This is a genomic window from Amycolatopsis sp. PSD-21 (genome assembly GCF_055561455.1).
This window is the reverse complement of sequence record NZ_CM145712.1, coordinates 1,965,080-1,980,915: the sequence shown is the minus strand read 5'-3', so window position 1 is coordinate 1,980,915 and position 15,836 is coordinate 1,965,080. Positions and strand designations below refer to the sequence as shown.

15 protein-coding genes are annotated in these 15,836 nt (G+C 69.1%); 3 read left to right on the top strand and 12 right to left on the bottom strand.

What is annotated here, in order from left to right:
- Positions 1–4 precede the first annotated feature (4 nt).
- Entirely contained in the window at positions 5–769 is a 765-nt protein-coding gene (locus tag ACZ1DY_RS09795; RefSeq protein ID WP_257488670.1) for a bestrophin-like domain, read from the bottom strand.
- A gap of 456 nt (positions 770–1,225) precedes the next feature.
- Here ACZ1DY_RS09795 and ACZ1DY_RS09790 point away from each other — a divergent pair, with 456 nt between their 5' ends.
- On the top strand, positions 1,226–2,251 hold the full coding sequence (locus ACZ1DY_RS09790; protein ID WP_257488671.1) for a family 2 encapsulin nanocompartment cargo protein polyprenyl transferase: 1,026 nt from the start codon (positions 1,226–1,228) through the stop codon (positions 2,249–2,251).
- A gap of 58 nt (positions 2,252–2,309) precedes the next feature.
- Here the strand turns inward: ACZ1DY_RS09790 and ACZ1DY_RS09785 are convergent, their stop codons facing one another.
- Positions 2,310–3,437 (bottom strand): CapA family protein, encoded by a 1,128-nt coding sequence (locus ACZ1DY_RS09785; RefSeq protein WP_465484126.1) that lies wholly within the window; start codon positions 3,435–3,437, stop codon positions 2,310–2,312.
- An 89-nt stretch (positions 3,438–3,526) separates the two neighbouring features.
- Here ACZ1DY_RS09785 and ACZ1DY_RS09780 point away from each other — a divergent pair, with 89 nt between their 5' ends.
- Positions 3,527–3,946, top strand: a complete 420-nt coding sequence (locus ACZ1DY_RS09780; RefSeq protein ID WP_465484125.1) for a hypothetical protein — start codon at positions 3,527–3,529, stop codon at positions 3,944–3,946.
- 146 nt (positions 3,947–4,092) lie between these two features.
- On the opposite strand, the gene ACZ1DY_RS09775 is transcribed toward ACZ1DY_RS09780, so the two are convergent.
- The 6 genes from ACZ1DY_RS09775 to ACZ1DY_RS09750 form a co-directional block, all read right to left on the bottom strand.
- Positions 4,093–5,409, bottom strand: coding sequence for a DNA polymerase IV (locus ACZ1DY_RS09775; RefSeq protein WP_465484124.1), 1,317 nt, complete (start codon positions 5,407–5,409; stop codon positions 4,093–4,095).
- Positions 5,396–5,719, bottom strand: coding sequence for a transcriptional regulator (locus tag ACZ1DY_RS09770; RefSeq protein ID WP_034320046.1), 324 nt, complete (start codon positions 5,717–5,719; stop codon positions 5,396–5,398). The genes ACZ1DY_RS09775 and ACZ1DY_RS09770 overlap by 14 nt, the downstream gene beginning before the upstream one ends.
- Positions 5,716–6,345 (bottom strand): hypothetical protein, encoded by a 630-nt coding sequence (locus tag ACZ1DY_RS09765; RefSeq protein ID WP_257488675.1) that lies wholly within the window; start codon positions 6,343–6,345, stop codon positions 5,716–5,718. Before ACZ1DY_RS09765 ends, ACZ1DY_RS09770 begins: the two co-directional genes overlap by 4 nt.
- 20 nt (positions 6,346–6,365) lie before the next feature.
- Positions 6,366–7,097: an ABC transporter permease gene (locus ACZ1DY_RS09760; RefSeq protein WP_465484123.1), complete on the bottom strand. Its 732-nt coding sequence runs from the start codon at positions 7,095–7,097 to the stop codon at positions 6,366–6,368.
- Positions 7,094–7,996 carry an ABC transporter ATP-binding protein gene (locus ACZ1DY_RS09755; RefSeq protein ID WP_465484122.1) on the bottom strand — a complete coding sequence of 301 codons (903 nt, stop codon included), beginning with the start codon at positions 7,994–7,996 and terminating at the stop codon, positions 7,094–7,096. The genes ACZ1DY_RS09760 and ACZ1DY_RS09755 overlap by 4 nt, the downstream gene beginning before the upstream one ends.
- 142 nt (positions 7,997–8,138) lie before the next feature.
- Positions 8,139–9,695, bottom strand: coding sequence for an alpha/beta fold hydrolase (locus ACZ1DY_RS09750; protein WP_257488678.1), 1,557 nt, complete (start codon positions 9,693–9,695; stop codon positions 8,139–8,141).
- 290 nt (positions 9,696–9,985) lie between these two features.
- On the opposite strand from ACZ1DY_RS09750, the gene ACZ1DY_RS09745 reads away from it, so the two are divergent.
- Complete coding sequence (locus tag ACZ1DY_RS09745) at positions 9,986–11,158, top strand: macrolide family glycosyltransferase (protein ID WP_465484121.1); 1,173 nt, start codon at positions 9,986–9,988, stop codon at positions 11,156–11,158.
- Between the two features lie 84 nt (positions 11,159–11,242).
- Here ACZ1DY_RS09745 and ACZ1DY_RS09740 read toward each other — a convergent pair whose 3' ends face one another.
- From ACZ1DY_RS09740 to ACZ1DY_RS09725, 4 genes are read right to left on the bottom strand one after another with little or no spacing between them, the layout of a single operon-like run.
- Positions 11,243–12,979, bottom strand: coding sequence for an aminotransferase class V-fold PLP-dependent enzyme (locus tag ACZ1DY_RS09740; RefSeq protein ID WP_465484120.1), 1,737 nt, complete (start codon positions 12,977–12,979; stop codon positions 11,243–11,245).
- Entirely contained in the window at positions 12,976–13,743 is a 768-nt protein-coding gene (locus ACZ1DY_RS09735) for an amino acid ABC transporter ATP-binding protein (protein ID WP_306856040.1), read from the bottom strand. Before ACZ1DY_RS09735 ends, ACZ1DY_RS09740 begins: the two co-directional genes overlap by 4 nt.
- A complete protein-coding gene (locus ACZ1DY_RS09730) occupies positions 13,736–14,638 on the bottom strand; it encodes an amino acid ABC transporter permease (protein WP_126737183.1) in 903 nt (300 codons plus the stop codon). The genes ACZ1DY_RS09735 and ACZ1DY_RS09730 overlap by 8 nt, the downstream gene beginning before the upstream one ends.
- Positions 14,625–15,593: an ABC transporter substrate-binding protein gene (locus ACZ1DY_RS09725; protein ID WP_257488682.1), complete on the bottom strand. Its 969-nt coding sequence runs from the start codon at positions 15,591–15,593 to the stop codon at positions 14,625–14,627. The genes ACZ1DY_RS09730 and ACZ1DY_RS09725 overlap by 14 nt, the downstream gene beginning before the upstream one ends.
- Between the last annotated feature and the right edge of the window lie 243 nt (positions 15,594–15,836).

Here is a 15,836-nt window from a genome sequence, read left to right as displayed (position 1 = left end):
CGGCTCAAGAGATCCTCGCCAGCGCGGAGGTGAACGCGTCCGGCGGGATCCGCACCCCGCCGCCGAACGGGTTCTGCAGCTGGTAGATCGCGAACAGCAGCAACGTGACCGTGCCTGCCAGCGTGGACACGATCACGAGATGCGCGGCCAGCCGGGTGCCGCCGAACAGGTTGGGCAACAGCGCCGAAACGAGGCTGCCGAGGATGAGCGCGAACCAGACCACGCCGCCGACCCGGCCGCCGACGACCGCGTTGAGCCGGTCCTGCCGGGCCTCGTAGACCTGCCAGAGCTGGGTGGACGCCTCGGTCTTGCGTTCACGGAGCCAGTCGTCGTCCGACGGGGCCTTGTCCACCGCCTTGCGCAACATGTCTAGCTGTGTCCAGCCGAGATCGGGGAGGCTCGTCTCGCCCCCGGCCATCAGCGGCCACTCCTTCTGCTCGACCGTGGTGATGTACTCCGCGCTCAGCTTCCGCACCTCGTCCTTGACCTCGGTCCCCAGCGAATCGGCGGCCCAGACGGCGGCGACCAGGCTGTCCGCCTCGTGGTAGGAGCCCTCGCGCGCCGCGGTCGCGGAGTCGAACAGTGAGATCAGGATGAACGCGACCAGGACGGCGTGCAGCCCGCCGACGATGGTGAACACCTGGCCGGCGGCGTCGTTGTTGTCGGGGCGTCCCTCGTCCCAGCCGAACCTGCGGACGAGGTAGCCGACGAAGCCCGCGAGGGCGGCCGCGCCGACGACCCAGGCGATGCCGGTCAGGTAAATACCCATTCGAGTCCTTCCAGGCGGGAGACTGCCGAAACTAGTTCACGCTTCCACGAGCGGAAAAGACCGGTTGAATCAATTCATACCAGCGGCGGACGACGCCCGGCCGATCATCACCGTCTCGGCCCAATTTCTCAGCACTCGAAACAATTTCCGCCACGCGCCGGAAAGGCGCGTCACCGCTCGGAGAGCCCGGCTTCACGACCGAGTGAGCGGCCGCCACGAGAAGTCACCAACCTTGCCGCATCCTCGGCATTTCCCGTGGCCCTGGCACCCGAACGGCCGCCCCTGGCCACGCGTCCGGGGGTGGTCCGGCAAACAGGTGAACCTCTCCGCCGACCCGATCGAGTTGTTTGTCCGGGCATTACGCCTTGCTATGTTGACTTTGCACCCGCCCCGCTCGAATGGGTATCCGAGAATTGCGGAAACAGCAGTTCACCGGGTCGACCGAAAGGGAGTCCGTTGACGACAACCGAGACCCGTACCGGAGCACGTCCAGCCGGTGAAGTGCTGACCTGGAGCCGGAATCTGCTCGACCCGGCACTGCGCGACGCCGTCGACGGCCTGCCCGAATCGATGCGGCTCATCGCCGGCTACCACTTCGGCTGGTGGGACGAACACGGACGTCCGTCCACTTCGGACAGCGGGAAGGCCTTGCGGCCCGCCCTCGCGCTGTTGTCGGCACAGGCGGTCGGCGGGCACGCCGAGATCGCCGTCCCGGTGGGTGTCGCGGTGGAACTGGTGCACAACTTCTCCCTGCTGCACGACGACGTGATGGACTCCGACACCACCCGGCGGCACCGGCCGACGGCGTGGACCGTTTTCGGCACCGGCGCGGCGATCCTCGCCGGGGACGCCCTGCTGTGCCGCGCCTTCGAGGTGCTGGCCCCGTTCGGGCAGGACGCGTTGCGGGTGCTCAGCACCGCCGTGATCGATCTGCTGGAAGGGCAGAGCGCCGATCTGAAGTTCGAGGAACGCGGTGACGTCGACACCGCCGAATGCGTGCGGATGGCCGAGGGGAAGACCGGCGCGTTGCTCGGGGCGTCGTGCACGCTCGGGGCACTGGCCGGGGAAGGGAGGCGCGATCAGGTGGACCGGCTGACCGAGTACGGGAGGGCACTCGGGCTGGCGTTCCAGCACATCGACGATCTGCTCGGGATCTGGGGCGATCCGGCGGTGACCGGGAAACCGGTCCACTCGGATCTGTCCAACCGGAAGAAGTCCCTGCCGGTGGTGGCCGCGCTCCACTCGGGGACGGACGCCGGTCGAGAACTGGATGCCTTGTACCGCAAGGAAAACCTCGACGTCGCGGAATTGCCCCACGCGGCGGCACTGGTGGAACGCGCGGGCGGCCGGGCGTGGAGTCAGGAGCAGGCCGACGCGCTCCTGACCGGCGCGCTGCACCATCTCGCCGTCTCGAACCCGGTGCCCCGCCCAGGCGCCGAGCTCGCGGCCCTCGCGAAACTGGTGGTGCGGCGACGGTATTGAAGGCGGGCGCGGTGAGGCAGGGGTGGGCGGGGAAGAGCCCACCCCTGTCCTCCTCGGGTCAGCGGCCGGGCCGGGTCAGCCCTTGGTCACCGGCGCCACGGCTGAGGACGACCTCGTCGGTGGCCTTGAGCGCTTCGGCGCCGGCGTTCCCTGCCTGGCCCGCGGTCAGGTCGAGCAGGCGGATCGGCGGGCCGAGCTGGACCAGCGTCGGAACGTATTCGGCCTTGTCGACCTTCCAGCGTTCGCCGTCCCGCACGAACCGGAACCGCGCGGCCGCACCCTGTTCGGTCGACCCCCTCGGCTCCGAATGGCGGGCGACGCTGTTGCCGAGGCCGTAGGCGACCCACTTGCCGCCGATCTGTTCGAAGGGCTGCACGACGTGCGCGTGATGGCCGATGATCAGGTCGATCGAATCGTCGGCGAGCAGTTTCTTCGCCAGCGAGCGCTGTTCGGCGGTCGGGTCGTGCTGGTATTCGGTGCCCCAGTGCAGGCTCGCGAGGACGACCTGCGCGCCCGCCTTCCGCGCCGCCTTGGCCTCGGCGATCACGTCTTCGGGGTCGATCTGGTTGACCAGCCAGGGTTTGCCCGCGGGCACCTTGATCCCGTTGAAGCCGTAGGAGAAGGAGATCTGCGCGACCTTGACCCCGTTGACGTCGACGATCAGCGGTTTCTTCGCCTCTTCGGCCGAACGCGCCGAACCGGTGTGCTTGATCCCGGCCTCGTCGAGTTTGTCCAGCGTCCTGGTCGCGCCGTCCACACCCTGGTCGATCGTGTGGTTGGACGCCGTCGAACAGGTGTCGTACCCAGTGTCCTTGAGCGCGTCGACGATCTCGGGCGGCGCGCTGAACGAGGGGTAGCCGCTGTACGGCCCGCCCTTCGGCGCGATCGGGGTCTCGAGATGGCAGATGCCGAGGTCGGCCCCGGAGATCAGCGGTTTGATCCCGGCCAGCAGGGGCCGGTAGTCGATCTTGCCGCCGCCGTCCTCCTTCGCCTGGTCGGTCAGCGCGGGGTGGATCAGCACGTCACCGGTCGCGACCACGGTGAACGACCCGTCCGGCGCCCGGCTCGCCGCCGGCGCCTCGGACGTGGCGGGCCGCGGCTGCTGTTCCGGAGCGCTGCTGCACCCTGCGAGCAGGAGAGCTGCGCCGAGGAGGGCGGTGGTCTGACGGGCACGGGAGCTGAACATCGATTCCCTCGATCGGGTGAAGGTCTCTCCATCCTGCCTTACGGCCCGTCACTGGACAGCGTCACGCCTGATCGCGGAGTATCGCTGCCATGACCGCGCACTCCCGGTGGGGCCTGATCGGTTTCGTCGTCGCCGCGTTCTGGGTCACCGCCGCGTGCGGTTCGTCGCCCGACCGGACGACGGCGGACGGCACCGCCGGGGCGATCGCGAAGGCGATGACCGACGGCGACAATCCCGCGCTTCTGGCCTTGACCTGCCCGCGCACGCCGGACAAGCCCGCCGCTCCGGACGAGCTGGTCTCCGGCGAAACGCCGGTCGCCGTCGGCAGTGTCGACCAGAAGGGGCAGGCCGCCATGGCGGTCCTGAACGACCAGCGGAACGAGAAACGCGCGTACGGCGCGCTGCTGATCGAAGGCGACGACGGGAACTGGTGCATCTTCGGCTTCCGCAACTGCCCGCGCGACGTGAAGGTGACCAGCGCGAACTTCGTGACGGTCTGCCGCGGCTGACCCGGAGCGATCTCGCGTGATCAGAGACGTAACTCGCGTGATCAGAGGCCGCACACCGTGATCGCCCTCCAATCACGCGAGTTCGCTCTTCAATCACGCGAGATACGTCTCTGATCACGCGAGTTACGCGTTCAATCACGGGAGCCTCAGGCCAGGCAGTCGCCGGGCTCGCCCCGGCGCAGTGCCGGATCCTCCTGCGGAAAGGTCCGCGCCACCCCCGGCCCGCTGGTGCGCGTCTCGAACCGGACGGTCACCCGCCCGTGCCCGGCGCCCTGCACCCATCCGGTGCCGTACGTGTCGTGCACGACGTCGTCCCCGGGCCGCCAGCTCGACGACACCGGGGCCACCGGCGCGGGCGCTCGCTCGACCACGGGGGTCTCGGCGGCCGGAACGGAAAGCGTGAACAGCGGATCCTGATGCGGCACCGAAAGCCCGGAGAAAGCGACCCCGGCCAGCCGCACCCCGCCGAACTCGGTCGGATCGATCAGCAGCCGTTCCGCCATCGCGGCGAGCTGGTCGAATTCGTCGGTGGGCGAGGCCATCGTCTCCGAACGCGTCACGGTGCTGAAGTCGGTGTGCCGCAGCTTCACCACCACCGTCCGCGCGACGCGTTCGGCGTTGACGAGGCGCCGGTGCGCGTGCACGGCGAGGTCGCGGACCTCGCGCCGCAGGCTCGCCAGGTCGATCAGGTCCCGGTCGAACGTCGTCTCGGCGCTGACCTGCTTGAGTTCCGCGCGGTCGGACACCGGCCGGTCGTCGACGCCGGTGGCCAGCCGCCGCAGGTCCCGCCCGACCACACTGCCCAATGTGGACACCGCGTCGGCGTCGGAGAGCGCGGTGAGCTGGCCGAGCGTCCGGACGCCGATCGCCCGCAGTTTCCCTTCCGCCACCGGGCCGATCCCCCACAGCACCCTGGTCGGCAGCGGCGCTAGGAAGTCGCGTTCGGTGCCCTGGTCGACGACGAGCAGCCCGTCCGGTTTCGCCAGATCCGACGCGACCTTCGCGACCTGCTTTCCCGACGCCGCCCCGATCGACGCCACCAGGCCGATCTCCGACCGGATGTGCTCCCGCAGGCGCGCGCCGAACTCCCGCACCTCGTCCGAGGAGGCACCGGCCAGTGAAGGCGGTTCCGCGAAGGCCTCGTCGAGGGAGATCCGTTCCAGCACGGGCGCGTACGTGGCGACGAGGTCGAACACCTGGGTGCTCAGCAATTCGTACAGTTTGAACCGCGGCGGCAGGATCACCCCGTTGGGCGGCAGCAGCCGCCGGGCCTGCGACATCGGCATCGCCGATTTGATCCCGTGCTCGCGTGCCTGGTAGCTCGCCCCGGCGACCACGCCCCGCGGTCCCGCGCCGCCGACCAGCACCGGGCGCCGCGCCAGGGTCGGCCGGGTCAGCTGTTCACAGGAGGCGTAGAACGCGTCCATGTCGAGGTGGATGACCCACCGGTCATGCGCGCCCATCGCCCGGCACCTCGAGAAGACGGTGCAGGGCCTTCGTGTATTCCTCGAACGCGGCCCGGCCACGGGTGGTCAGCTCGACGAGCGTCACCGGCGTGCGGTGCTCGAACGCCTTCGTGATCTCGACGTAGCCGGCGTCCTCGAGTTTGCGCAGATGGGTCGACAGGTTGCCCGGCGTCATGTCCAGCAGTTGCTGCAGCCGCGGGAAGGTGATGCTGTCCCCCGGCCCCAGGCTCGACAGCGCCACGGTGACCCGCAATCGCGCCTGTGCGTGGATCACCGGGTCGAGCTGGGGCAACCCGTCTTCGCTCATCGCGCCCGCACCAGGAACACCAGCGACGCCACCAGGAAGCCACCGCCGCCCGCGAGGCTCAGTACGAGGAAGTTGTACGGTCCCCCGGCCAGCACGCTCGCCGCGCCGCTCGCGATGATCCACACGCCGAGGCCGTACTGCAGCTTGCTCTGCCACAACATCCCGCCGGCGAGGTACATCAGGCCGGTCAGCATCAGCGAGGTGCCGGACCACAGCAACGGGATCAGCTCGGTGTCGAGGCCGAGGCGGATCAGCGCGGTGTTCACCACCGTCAGCCCGCCGAACGCGATCATCCAGCTCCACCCGTACATCGCCCCGACGAGCCGGGACGGCCCGTGTACGCCGCGGCTCGAGCGGATGCCGTAGATCGCCGAATACACCATGGCCCCGGCGAACCCGGCGACGGTGATCGCGCCGGCGGCCCACAGCGGCATCAGCGCGGTCGGCGGGGCGGAGAGGTAGATCAGCCCGAAACCGAACAGCCACACCAGTCCCCAGACGGCGAGCAGCACCGCCGGATTCGGCCCGATCTCGCGGCGGGTCTTCTCCGCCTGCGTGGCGATGAGCGCCAGCGACTCCTCGGGCGTCATCGGCCGCTCGTCGCCGTCCCGTTCATCCTCCACCACCTCGGAAAACTAACACGGGTTCACAGTCTCGCCGTGTCTAGCCGGAACCTCGCCATCACCACGAGCGCGGGGATCACCAGCCACGCCGCGAGCACCGCGACGGCGGTCAGCGTGCCCGCACCGCCGAGCACCGGCGCGCGGCCGATCTCACCGAGCCAGTACGTCGGCATGAGGTGTCCCGCGGTGTTCATCCAGCCGGGCAGGACCTGCAGCGGGATCCACAGCCCGCCGAACATGCCCAGCGGCAGCATCAGCGCACCGGTCACGGCCTGGACGGTGTCACCCTTGCCGAACAGGCCGATCATCAGGCCCAGCACCGCGAAGGGCAGCGTCCCGAGCCACAGCGTGCCGAAGATGGTCAGCCATTGGCCGGTTTCGAGCCGGATGCCGCGGATCATCCCGGCCGCGAAGATCACCAGCAGCACGGGCAACGCGACGAACAATCCCGCCGACACCTTGACCATCAGATAGCCCGGCGCCCGCATCGGGGTCAGCCGCAGGGTGCGCTGCCAGCCGTCGGTGCGCTCGGTGGCGACGCGGGTGCCGGTGAACAATGCGGCGGTCATGGCGCCGTACGCGGCCATGTTCACCATCGTCACCGTCGCGGTCGAGACCCCGGGAGCGATGTCGCGAGCGCCGAAGATCCCGCCGAACAACAGGAACATCGCCAAGGGCATGCCGATGGTGAACAACGCGAACTGCGGGCTGCGGACGATGCGCTTGATCTCCAGCGCCAGGTAGTTCAGGTTCATCTCACGGCTCCTTCGGCCTCGTCGGCGGTCAGCGCGATGAAGGCTTCTTCCAGTCCCACAGCGGTAATCTCGATGTCCGCCGCGAGCGGGAACTCGCGCAGCAGGCCGCGGATGGCGGCGTCGGAATCGGCGCAGCTCAGTTCCGCGTGCCCGGCGCGCAGCACCGCGCGCGACACCCCGGGCAGCGCGGCGAGCGTGGCCTCGGTGGCCTGCGGGACGACGGCACGCAGCACACGTCCGGCGACCGCGGCCCGGACCTCACCGACCGGACCGTCCGCGACCACCCGGCCGTGCCGCATCAGTACGACACGATCCGCGTAGTCCTCGGCCTCGGCGAGGTAATGGGTCGCGAAGAGGACCGTGCGGCCCGTCTCGGTGTACTCGCGCATCGACGCCCAGAAGCGGCGGCGCCCGTCGACGTCCATGGCGGCGGTCGGCTCGTCGAGCACCAGGAGGTCCGGATCGCCGACCAGCGCGAGCGCGAACCGCACCCGCTGCTGTTCACCGCCGGAAAGCTTTCCGCAGCGGCGGCTCGCGTATTCGGCGACGCCGGCGCGTTTGAGTACCTCCCCGACCGGCAGCGCGTTCCGATGCAGCGAGGCGAACAGGCCGACGAGTTCGGCGACCGTCGCGTCCCGCAGGAGCGTCCCGTTCTGCGCCATCGCGCCGACCATCCCCCGGTCCATCGCCTCGCTCGCGCTGAGCCCCGCGACCCGCACCTGACCGGAGTCCGGCCTGCTCAGGCCCAGCAGCATGTCGATGGTGGTCGATTTGCCCGCACCGTTCGGCCCGAGCAGCGCCACCACCTCCCCCGGCGCGGCCCGGACGCTGACGTCGTCGACGGCCAGGACGTCGCCGAAGCGCTTGACCAGCCCTTCGAGGCTGAACGCGTCCGCCATGACTTTCCCCCTTCGAGCACTCTGAACTACAAAGCTCACTCGCACTTTGTAACACAAAGTCCCCTGTCGCGGAAACCCCGAAGCGCGTGAAGGCCCCCTTCCCTCGGCTGAGCCGAGGGAAGGGGGCCTTCACGCGCATTGCCTAGGCGGGCACCCGGGAGGTGGCCGCGTCAGGAACCGAAGCGGGTGCCGGAGGCGGCACCGGGAGCGGCAGCGGCGCGCATTCGACGTCCGCCGTGCGCCCCGGCTTGCGGTCGGGCAGCGCCCCGGTGGCCAGGTAGTCCGCGATCCGGTTGTCGACGCAAGCGTTGCCGCGCGGGGTGATGGCGTGGCTCGTGCCGCCCGGCTCACCGATCAGGCGCGCACCGGGGAACCGGCTACGCACCTCGAGGCTGCCTTCATACGGCGTCGCCGCGTCGAGCGTCTCGCCGATCATCAGCACACTCGGCACCTTCGAGCCGTCGACCTTCACCGGCTTGGCGGGCTTCGCGGGCCAGTACAGGCAAGGAGCGTTGAACCAGGCGTTCTGCCACGTGAAGTACGGCGCCTTCTCGTACGTGCGCCAGTTGTCGCGCTTCCACTGCTGCCAGCTCGGCGGCCACTTCACGTCGGTGCACTGGACGGCGAGGTAGACGGCGTACCCGTTGTCGTCACCGCGGCCGCCGAAGGCCTCGAACAGCCCCTTCATCGTCTGCCAGTCGCCCTTGTTGACGAACTTCGCGAGCGCGTCGCCGAGCAGCGTCCAGCGCAGCTGGTAGTACGACGCCTGCTGGAAGACGTCGATGAACTCGTCCGGCCCGATGTAGCCGCCTGCCGGAACCGCCGCCAGCTTCTTCAACTGCTCGTCGAAGACCTGCTTCACCGCGGCCTGCGTCTTGCCGAGGTGGTACACGTCGTCGTGCGACGCGACCCAGCCGAACCAGATGTTCAGGTTGACGTCGAAGGCCACGTCCTGATTCAGGTTGGCCTGATACCAGACGTTGCGAGGGTCCACAGTGGAATCGAGGACCATCCGCCGGACGTGCTGCGGGAACAGCGTCCCGTAGACCTGGCCGAGATAGGTGCCGTAGGAGTACCCGTAGAAGTTCAGCTGCTCCACGCGGAGCGCCTTGCGGATACTCTCCATGTCCTTGACCGTGTCGGTCGTCTTGATGTTCTCCAGCAGCGCGCGGCTGTTCTTCTCCGCGCACGCGTCGGCGTAGGACTTCGAACGCTGCAGCCAGGTCTTCTCCAGCTGCCGCGTCGTCGGCACGTAGTTCGGCCGGTTGTAGTCCATGTAGTCCGGGATGCACGAAAGCGCCGGTTTGCTGGACCCGACACCGCGCGGGTCGAAACCGACCCAGTCGTAGGCGTCGCCGGCGCGGTTCGGCACACGCGTCCCGCGGGTGGCGAGCAGCAGCCCGGAGCCGCCGGGACCGCCCGGGTTGGTGAGCATGACGCCCTGGTACTGCGCCTCGGGTGTCTTGTGCTTGACACGGCTGAGCGCGAGCTGGATCTTCTCGCCGCGCGGCCGCGAATAGTCCAGCGGAACGGGCAGGTAACCGCATTCGGCACCCGCGTTGATCAACGTCTGGTCGGTACAGGCGCCCCAGGTGATCGTCTCGGCGGGTTGCGTCTCTTCCGCGGCGACGGCGGGCGTGGTCACCGCGACCGACGCGAGCGTGGCGACAGCCAGCGCGGTGATGAGCACACGTCTCAAGGTTTCTCCCTTTCCCTCCAAAGGTGAAAGCCCCGAAACCCTATCCACGTCCATGACCTGCGGAAGCCTTCCGGCGAAGGTCCCTACCAACGGCGGGTCCCGATCGCGGCAAACCGGGCAACCGGTTAATCGGTTGGGCGGCTTCGCGGGGATCGCTAGGCTGTCGATCATGATCTACTTCATCCGCATGCGCACCGCCTGAGACGGCGTGACCGCAGGGCCTCCCGCGATCGGGAGGCCCCCTTTCTGCGCGCCGTCTGACATTCCTTCACGGATTCGGACAGGACATCATGCAGAACGAACACATCGCCATGATCGGCAGCACCGCCCCGAGTCACATCTATCCGTCGCTCGCGATCATCCGTGAGCTGGTCGCTCGCGGGCACCGGGTCACCTACGCCGTGGGCGAGCCGCTCACCGGGTTGATCGAGCCGACCGGGGCCGAGGTGGTCGCGCACCCGTCGATCCTCCCGCTGGGCGATCAGGCGGCGTGGCCGGAGGATCCGGCGTCGCAGATGCGGGTCTTCCTCGACGAGGGTATCCAGGCGATGCCGGTGCTCACCGATTTCTACGACGACAACCGCCCGGACCTGCTGCTCTACGACATCGGCGGGCTCCCGGCTCCGCTGCTGGCCAGGCGGTACGACGTTCCCGCGGTCCAGCTTTCCCCGACGTATGTCGCCTGGGAAGGCTACGAAGAGGACATGGGCGAGATGCTGACCGAGATCCGGACCTCACCGTCCGGAAAGGACTATTTCGCCACGTTCACCCGCTGGCTGAACGAGAACGGCATCGAGGCCGACGCCTGGGACTGGATCTCCCATCCGCCCCAGGTGCTCGCGCTCCTGCCGAAGGCGATGCAGCCGAACGTCGAACGCGTGCCGTCGTCGGTCCGGTTCGTCGGCCCGGCGCTGGACCCGGAACGTCTCGCCGACCGGAGCTGGACCCCGCCGTCCAGCGGCAGGAAGGTCCTGCTGATGTCGCTCGGCACGGCGTTCACCGACCAGCTCGACCTGTTCCGCGCCTGCGTGGACGGGTTCCGCGATTCGGACTGGCACGTCGTCATCTCGATCGGCCAGACCGATCCGGCCGAGCTCGGGCCGCTGCCCGACCACATCGAGGTCCATCAGTTCGTGCCGCAACTCGCGGTGCTGGAGGCCGCGTCGGCGTTCATCACGCACGCCGGCATGGGCGGCAGCACGGAATCGCTGTGGTACGGCGTGCCGACCGTCGCGATCCCGCTGGCCACCGACGGTTTCGGCAACGCGGCGAAACTGGCGGAACTCGGTGTCGGCGAGCAGCTTCCGGCCGACGAGGTGACGGCCTCGACGTTGCGGGCCGCCGTGGAGCGGGTCGCCGGGTCGCCCGAGGTGGCCGCGCGGCTGGCCGAGGTCCAGGCCGAGACGCGCGGGAACGGCGGCATCGACAAGGCCGCCGACGCCGTGGAGTCCTTCCTGGGCTAGGCCCGTTCACGTAACTCGCGTGATTGGAGCCGTAACTCACGTGATTGGAGGCGGAACACCGTGTTACGCCTCCAATCACGCGAGTTACGCGGTTCCGCCCGCCCGGATCTCGTTCAGGTAGTTGTAGATCGTGTACCGGGTGACGTCGAGCTCCCCGGCGAGGTGGTCCACCGAGTCCTTGATGAGGAAGAACCCGGCCTCGTCCAGTTCGCGGACGACGGCCGCCTTGTGCCGTTTCTTCATCAGGTCCACCGGGATCCCGGCCTTCGCCACCGCGCGCCCGACCAGGAACCGCTGCAGGCTGTCGACATCCGGCGGGAACGTCTCGGGTTCGTGCCCGTCGGCCTTCGGCGCGCCGTCGGACAGCCGGTTGACGCACAGGCAGCCGATCGCGACGCCGTCGGCGTCCCGCAGGAACAGCGTCGACGAGCGGATCGCCCGGCCGTCGGGGCCGTGGGTCTCGTAGTTCGTCAGATCCTGCGTGGTGCCGCGGCGGACCAGGCCCAGCAGCAGATCCGTCATCGGCCCGCCGACCGTCCGGCCGGTGAGGTCACCCGCGATGGCGACGATCGAGTCCGGCAGCCTGCTCAGGTCGTGCAGCAGGACCTCGTTGCCCGGCCCCAGCATCGCCGCGAGCGCGTGCACCGCCGGGACGAGCGCGGTGAGCAGATCGCCCGAAGCCGCCGAAGTGACGACCGGCGTTTGGACCACCGAGACCGGCTTCTTCAGCCGTTCCAACGCCGAACGCACCTGTTCCGCCGCGCTCGCCGGAGTCGACGCGTGCGGCGACAGCCGGACGTGTTCCGGCCGCACGGTCGCGGCGATCCCGGCGTTCGCCAGCGCGGAGCCCACCTGTTCGGCCGCGTGCCCCGGCAGCGTGAAGGCGAGGATCCCCGCCCGCCGGTCGACGGCCGAAACCACTTCCCCGCCCACGGATTTCACGACCTCTTCGAGTTCACCGACCCGTTCGGCGATCCGGCCGGCGATGGCTCCGACACCCGCCTCCTCGACCAGCTCCAGCGCGGCCGCGAACGCGCCCGACGTGATCGGGCTCAGATTGGAGATCGACCACGAGGCCGCGGTCTCGTCGGCGGGATGGATCTCGTCGTCGAACAGACCCGGATCGCGGGCGCCGGTCCAGCCGGACAGGATCGGTTCCATCCGCTCCAGCGCGCGGTCGGACAGCACGGCGAAACCGGTGCCCCAGCCCGCCCGCAGCCACTTCTGCCCGCCGACGACGAGCACGTCCGCGACCTCCCACGGCGCCTCGGTCACCCCGAAACCCTGGATGCCGTCGACCACGAGCAGCCGGTCCCCCACCGCGTCCCGGATCGCCGCCAGATCGGCGCGGTAGCCGGTCCGGAAGTCGACCGCGCTCACGCTGACCAGCGACGTCTCCGGCGTCAGCGCCGCATTGACCGCGTCCGCGGTGACGTTCCCGAGCGGCAGCCGCCGCACGGTCAACCGCCCCGCCTGTTCGGCCCGCGCCCACGGGTAGGTGTTGGCCGGGAACTCCGCCGCCGACACCAGCGCCTCGCCGCCGGGCGCGTTGAACGCCGCCTGGAACAACCCGAGACTGGTGTGCGGCAACAGCACCGTGTGGTCGGTGTCGCTGCCGGAAAGCCGCGCGGCGGCGGCCTTGGCCCTGGTCTCCTGCCGCATCAGGTCGTCCACAGTGGACGGACCGGCCTTGGTCGAGGCGTCGAGCAGGCTCGCCGTCGTGTCGAGCACGGCGTGCGACGGCGGGCCGAACCGCGCGAAGTCGAGGTACCCGGCCGGTTCGCCGAACTGCAGCAGATACCGCGGGGAGATCCGCGTCATGCGAGGACCCGTGCCAGGAACTGCTTGGTCCGCTCGTGCTTCGGGGCGCTCAGGATCTCCCCCGGCGGGCCGGTCTCGACGACCACGCCGTCGGCCATGAACACCACCTCGTCCGCGGCCTCGGCCGCGAACCCCATCTCGTGCGTCACCACGACCATCGTCATCCCCTCCGCGGCCAACGTACCCATCACCGCCAGCACCTCGCCCACGAGTTCCGGGTCGAGCGCCGACGTCGGCTCGTCGAACAGCATCAGCTTCGGTTTCATCGCCAGCGACCGGGCGATCGCGACCCGCTGCTGCTGCCCGCCAGACAGCTGCGCCGGGTAGGCGTCGGCGCGGTGCGCGAGGCCGACCCTGTCGAGCAGTTCGAGCGCCTGTTCCCTGGCCTCTTCCATGGGGACACCGAGCACCCGCACCGGCCCTTCGACGACGTTCTGCAGCGCCGTCCGGTGGCCGAACAGGTTGAACCGCTGGAACACCATGCCGATGTCGCGCCGCTGCCGGGCGACCTCGCGTTCCTTCAGTTCGTACAGTTTGCCGTTGCGCAGCCGGAACCCGATCGGCTCGCCGTCCACCCAGACCTGACCGGCGTCGATCGTCTCCAGGTGGTTGACACAGCGCAGGAAGGTGCTCTTCCCCGCGCCCGACGGGCCGAGCAGGCAGACCACCTGTCCTTTGTGGACTTCGAGGTCGATCCCGCCCAGTACCTCGGTGTGGCCGTAGCTCTTGCGGACGCCGACGGCCTTGAGCAGTGGCTCAGACACGTTCACTCCTCACCAGCGGGGCGGTGCGCAACGCCTTGGCGGCGCGGGAGAACGGGCTCTTCGACCGGTCTTCGGAGTCGAAGGCGCGTTCCAGATAGTGCTGCCCGACCCCGGCGACGGTCACCACGACCATGTACCAGACGGCGGCGGCCAGCAGGGTCTCCATCACCAGCAGGTTGTTGGACGAGATGTTGTTCGCGGCGTGGATCAGTTCGGTCACGCCGATCACCGACGCCATCGACGTCCCCTTGAGCATGTTGATGAAGTCGTTGCCCGTCGGCGGGATGATCACCCGCATCGCCTGCGGAAGCACCACGCGGCGCAGCGTCGCGCCCGGCGACATCCCGATCGACTTCGCCGCCTCGGTCTGTCCACTGTCGACACTGTTCAGCCCGGCGCGGACGATCTCCGCCATGTACGCGCTTTCGTTGAGCGCCAGGCCGAGCAGCGCCGCGGTGAACGCGGTGATCAGCACGTTGGTCTGCTCGTGGAGCAGGTGGCCGCCGAACGGGAGCGGGATCGAGATGAACTCGAAGACCAGCGCCAGGTTGTACCAGATCAGGATCTGCAACAGCACCGGAAGCCCGCGGAACAGCCAGATGTAGCCCGCCGCGAACCAGCGCGCCACCGGATTCGCCGAGCGGCGCATCAGGGCGATCACGATCCCGATGACGATCGCCGAACCCTGCGCGATCACCGCGAGCAGCACGGTGTTGAGCAGGCCGACCGCCATCACCCGGTACCACAGGAACTCCGGGACCGAGTCCCACTGGATCTGCGCGTTCGCGAGCGCGATGCCGAGCAGCACCAGCAGCGCGAGGATGACGACGGCGCTGACCCAGCGGCCCCAGTGCCTCAGCCGGACGATCGGCAATGGCTCACTAGCTTCCGCCATTGAGCTTCGCCTCCTTGACCGCGCCCTGCTCGACGCCCCAGGCCTGGAGGATCTTGCCGTAGCCACCGTCGGCGATCAGCGACTGCAGCGCGTTGCGGATCGACTCCGCGAGCGGCTTGTTCTCCTTGTTGACGCCGATCCCGTACGGTCCGCCGTTGATCGGCTCGCCGGGGACGACCTCGAAGAACTTGCCCTCGCCCGCGGTCCGCGAGATGTACACCGCGCTGGGCAGGTCGTTGAGGATGGCGGCGACCCGGCCGGTGCGGAGCTGGTTCTGGTTCTGCGTGTCGGAATCGGTGGCGGTCACGGTCAGCGCGGGCTTGCCCGCCTGCGTGCACTTGCCGTTCTGCTCTTCGGCGAACTTCTGGTGGCTCGTCCCCTGCACCACCGCGACGTTCTTGCCGCACAACGTGTCCGGGCCGGAGATCTGGTCGGGGTTGCCCTTGCGGACCATGATCGTGATACCGGATGAGAAGTAGTCCACGAAGTCGATCTGCGCCTGACGGGTCTTGGTGTCGTTCATCGCGGCCATCGTGAGATCGACGCGGCCGGACTGGAGGCTGGTGATCAGCGAGCCGAACGCCATGTCCTGGTGGTGCACGGTGACGCCCAGCTTCTTGCCGATGGCCTTGGCGAGATCGACCTCGTAGCCGATCGGGGTCTTGCCGTCGGCGGCGTAGAAGTTGTTGGGCGCGGACTGCAGGTTCGAGGCCAGATGCAGCATCCCGGCCTGCGCGTATTTCGCGGGCAGGGTGCCGGCGACGGCGGCGTCCTTCTGGACGGACTCGATCAGCGCGGCCGTGTCCGGGATCGCGGCGGGGGCGCCCGGGGCGGCGGGTTCCTGGCCGCCGGCCCCGTCGGGCCCGCCTCCGCAGGCCGCGGTGACGAGCGCGGCCAGGCCGGTGAGCACGGCCAGGCGCCAGGTTCGGGTCAGGGTGAGCGGCGTCGACGGCATGACGGACCTCCACGGGGGCTTCAGGTGGTCGCCGACGCTACAACTGGCTGTTGAAGCGGTCAACTCACAGTTGAAATCCTGTCCGGTGGATGTCCGTTTCGCGCGACTTCCACGACCACCCGCACCTTGCCCACCTGAAGTACATGAAGGCCCCCTTCCTTGCGCCTGGCGCAAGGAAGGGGGCCTTCATGTACCCGGGAAGGTGTGAAGGTCGAGTTTCCTCGGCTGAGCCGAGGGAAGGGG

Excerpts from the sequence above, each read along its gene's own strand:
- ACZ1DY_RS09740 (WP_465484120.1), bottom strand. The coding sequence starts at position 12,979 with ATGACGCGGATCTCCCCGCGGTATCTGCTGCAGTTCGGCGAACCGGCC.
- ACZ1DY_RS09775 (WP_465484124.1), bottom strand. The coding sequence starts at position 5,409 with ATGGGCGCGCATGACCGGTGGGTCATCCACCTCGACATGGACGCGTTC.
- ACZ1DY_RS09770 (WP_034320046.1), bottom strand. The coding sequence starts at position 5,719 with ATGAGCGAAGACGGGTTGCCCCAGCTCGACCCGGTGATCCACGCACAG.
- ACZ1DY_RS09755 (WP_465484122.1), bottom strand. The coding sequence starts at position 7,996 with ATGGCGGACGCGTTCAGCCTCGAAGGGCTGGTCAAGCGCTTCGGCGAC.
- ACZ1DY_RS09725 (WP_257488682.1), bottom strand. The coding sequence starts at position 15,593 with ATGCCGTCGACGCCGCTCACCCTGACCCGAACCTGGCGCCTGGCCGTG.
- ACZ1DY_RS09760 (WP_465484123.1), bottom strand. The coding sequence starts at position 7,097 with ATGAACCTGAACTACCTGGCGCTGGAGATCAAGCGCATCGTCCGCAGC.
- ACZ1DY_RS09795 (WP_257488670.1), bottom strand. The coding sequence starts at position 769 with ATGGGTATTTACCTGACCGGCATCGCCTGGGTCGTCGGCGCGGCCGCC.
- ACZ1DY_RS09780 (WP_465484125.1), top strand. The coding sequence starts at position 3,527 with ATGACCGCGCACTCCCGGTGGGGCCTGATCGGTTTCGTCGTCGCCGCG.
- ACZ1DY_RS09730 (WP_126737183.1), bottom strand. The coding sequence starts at position 14,638 with ATGGCGGAAGCTAGTGAGCCATTGCCGATCGTCCGGCTGAGGCACTGG.
- ACZ1DY_RS09745 (WP_465484121.1), top strand. The coding sequence starts at position 9,986 with ATGCAGAACGAACACATCGCCATGATCGGCAGCACCGCCCCGAGTCAC.
- ACZ1DY_RS09785 (WP_465484126.1), bottom strand. The coding sequence starts at position 3,437 with ATGTTCAGCTCCCGTGCCCGTCAGACCACCGCCCTCCTCGGCGCAGCT.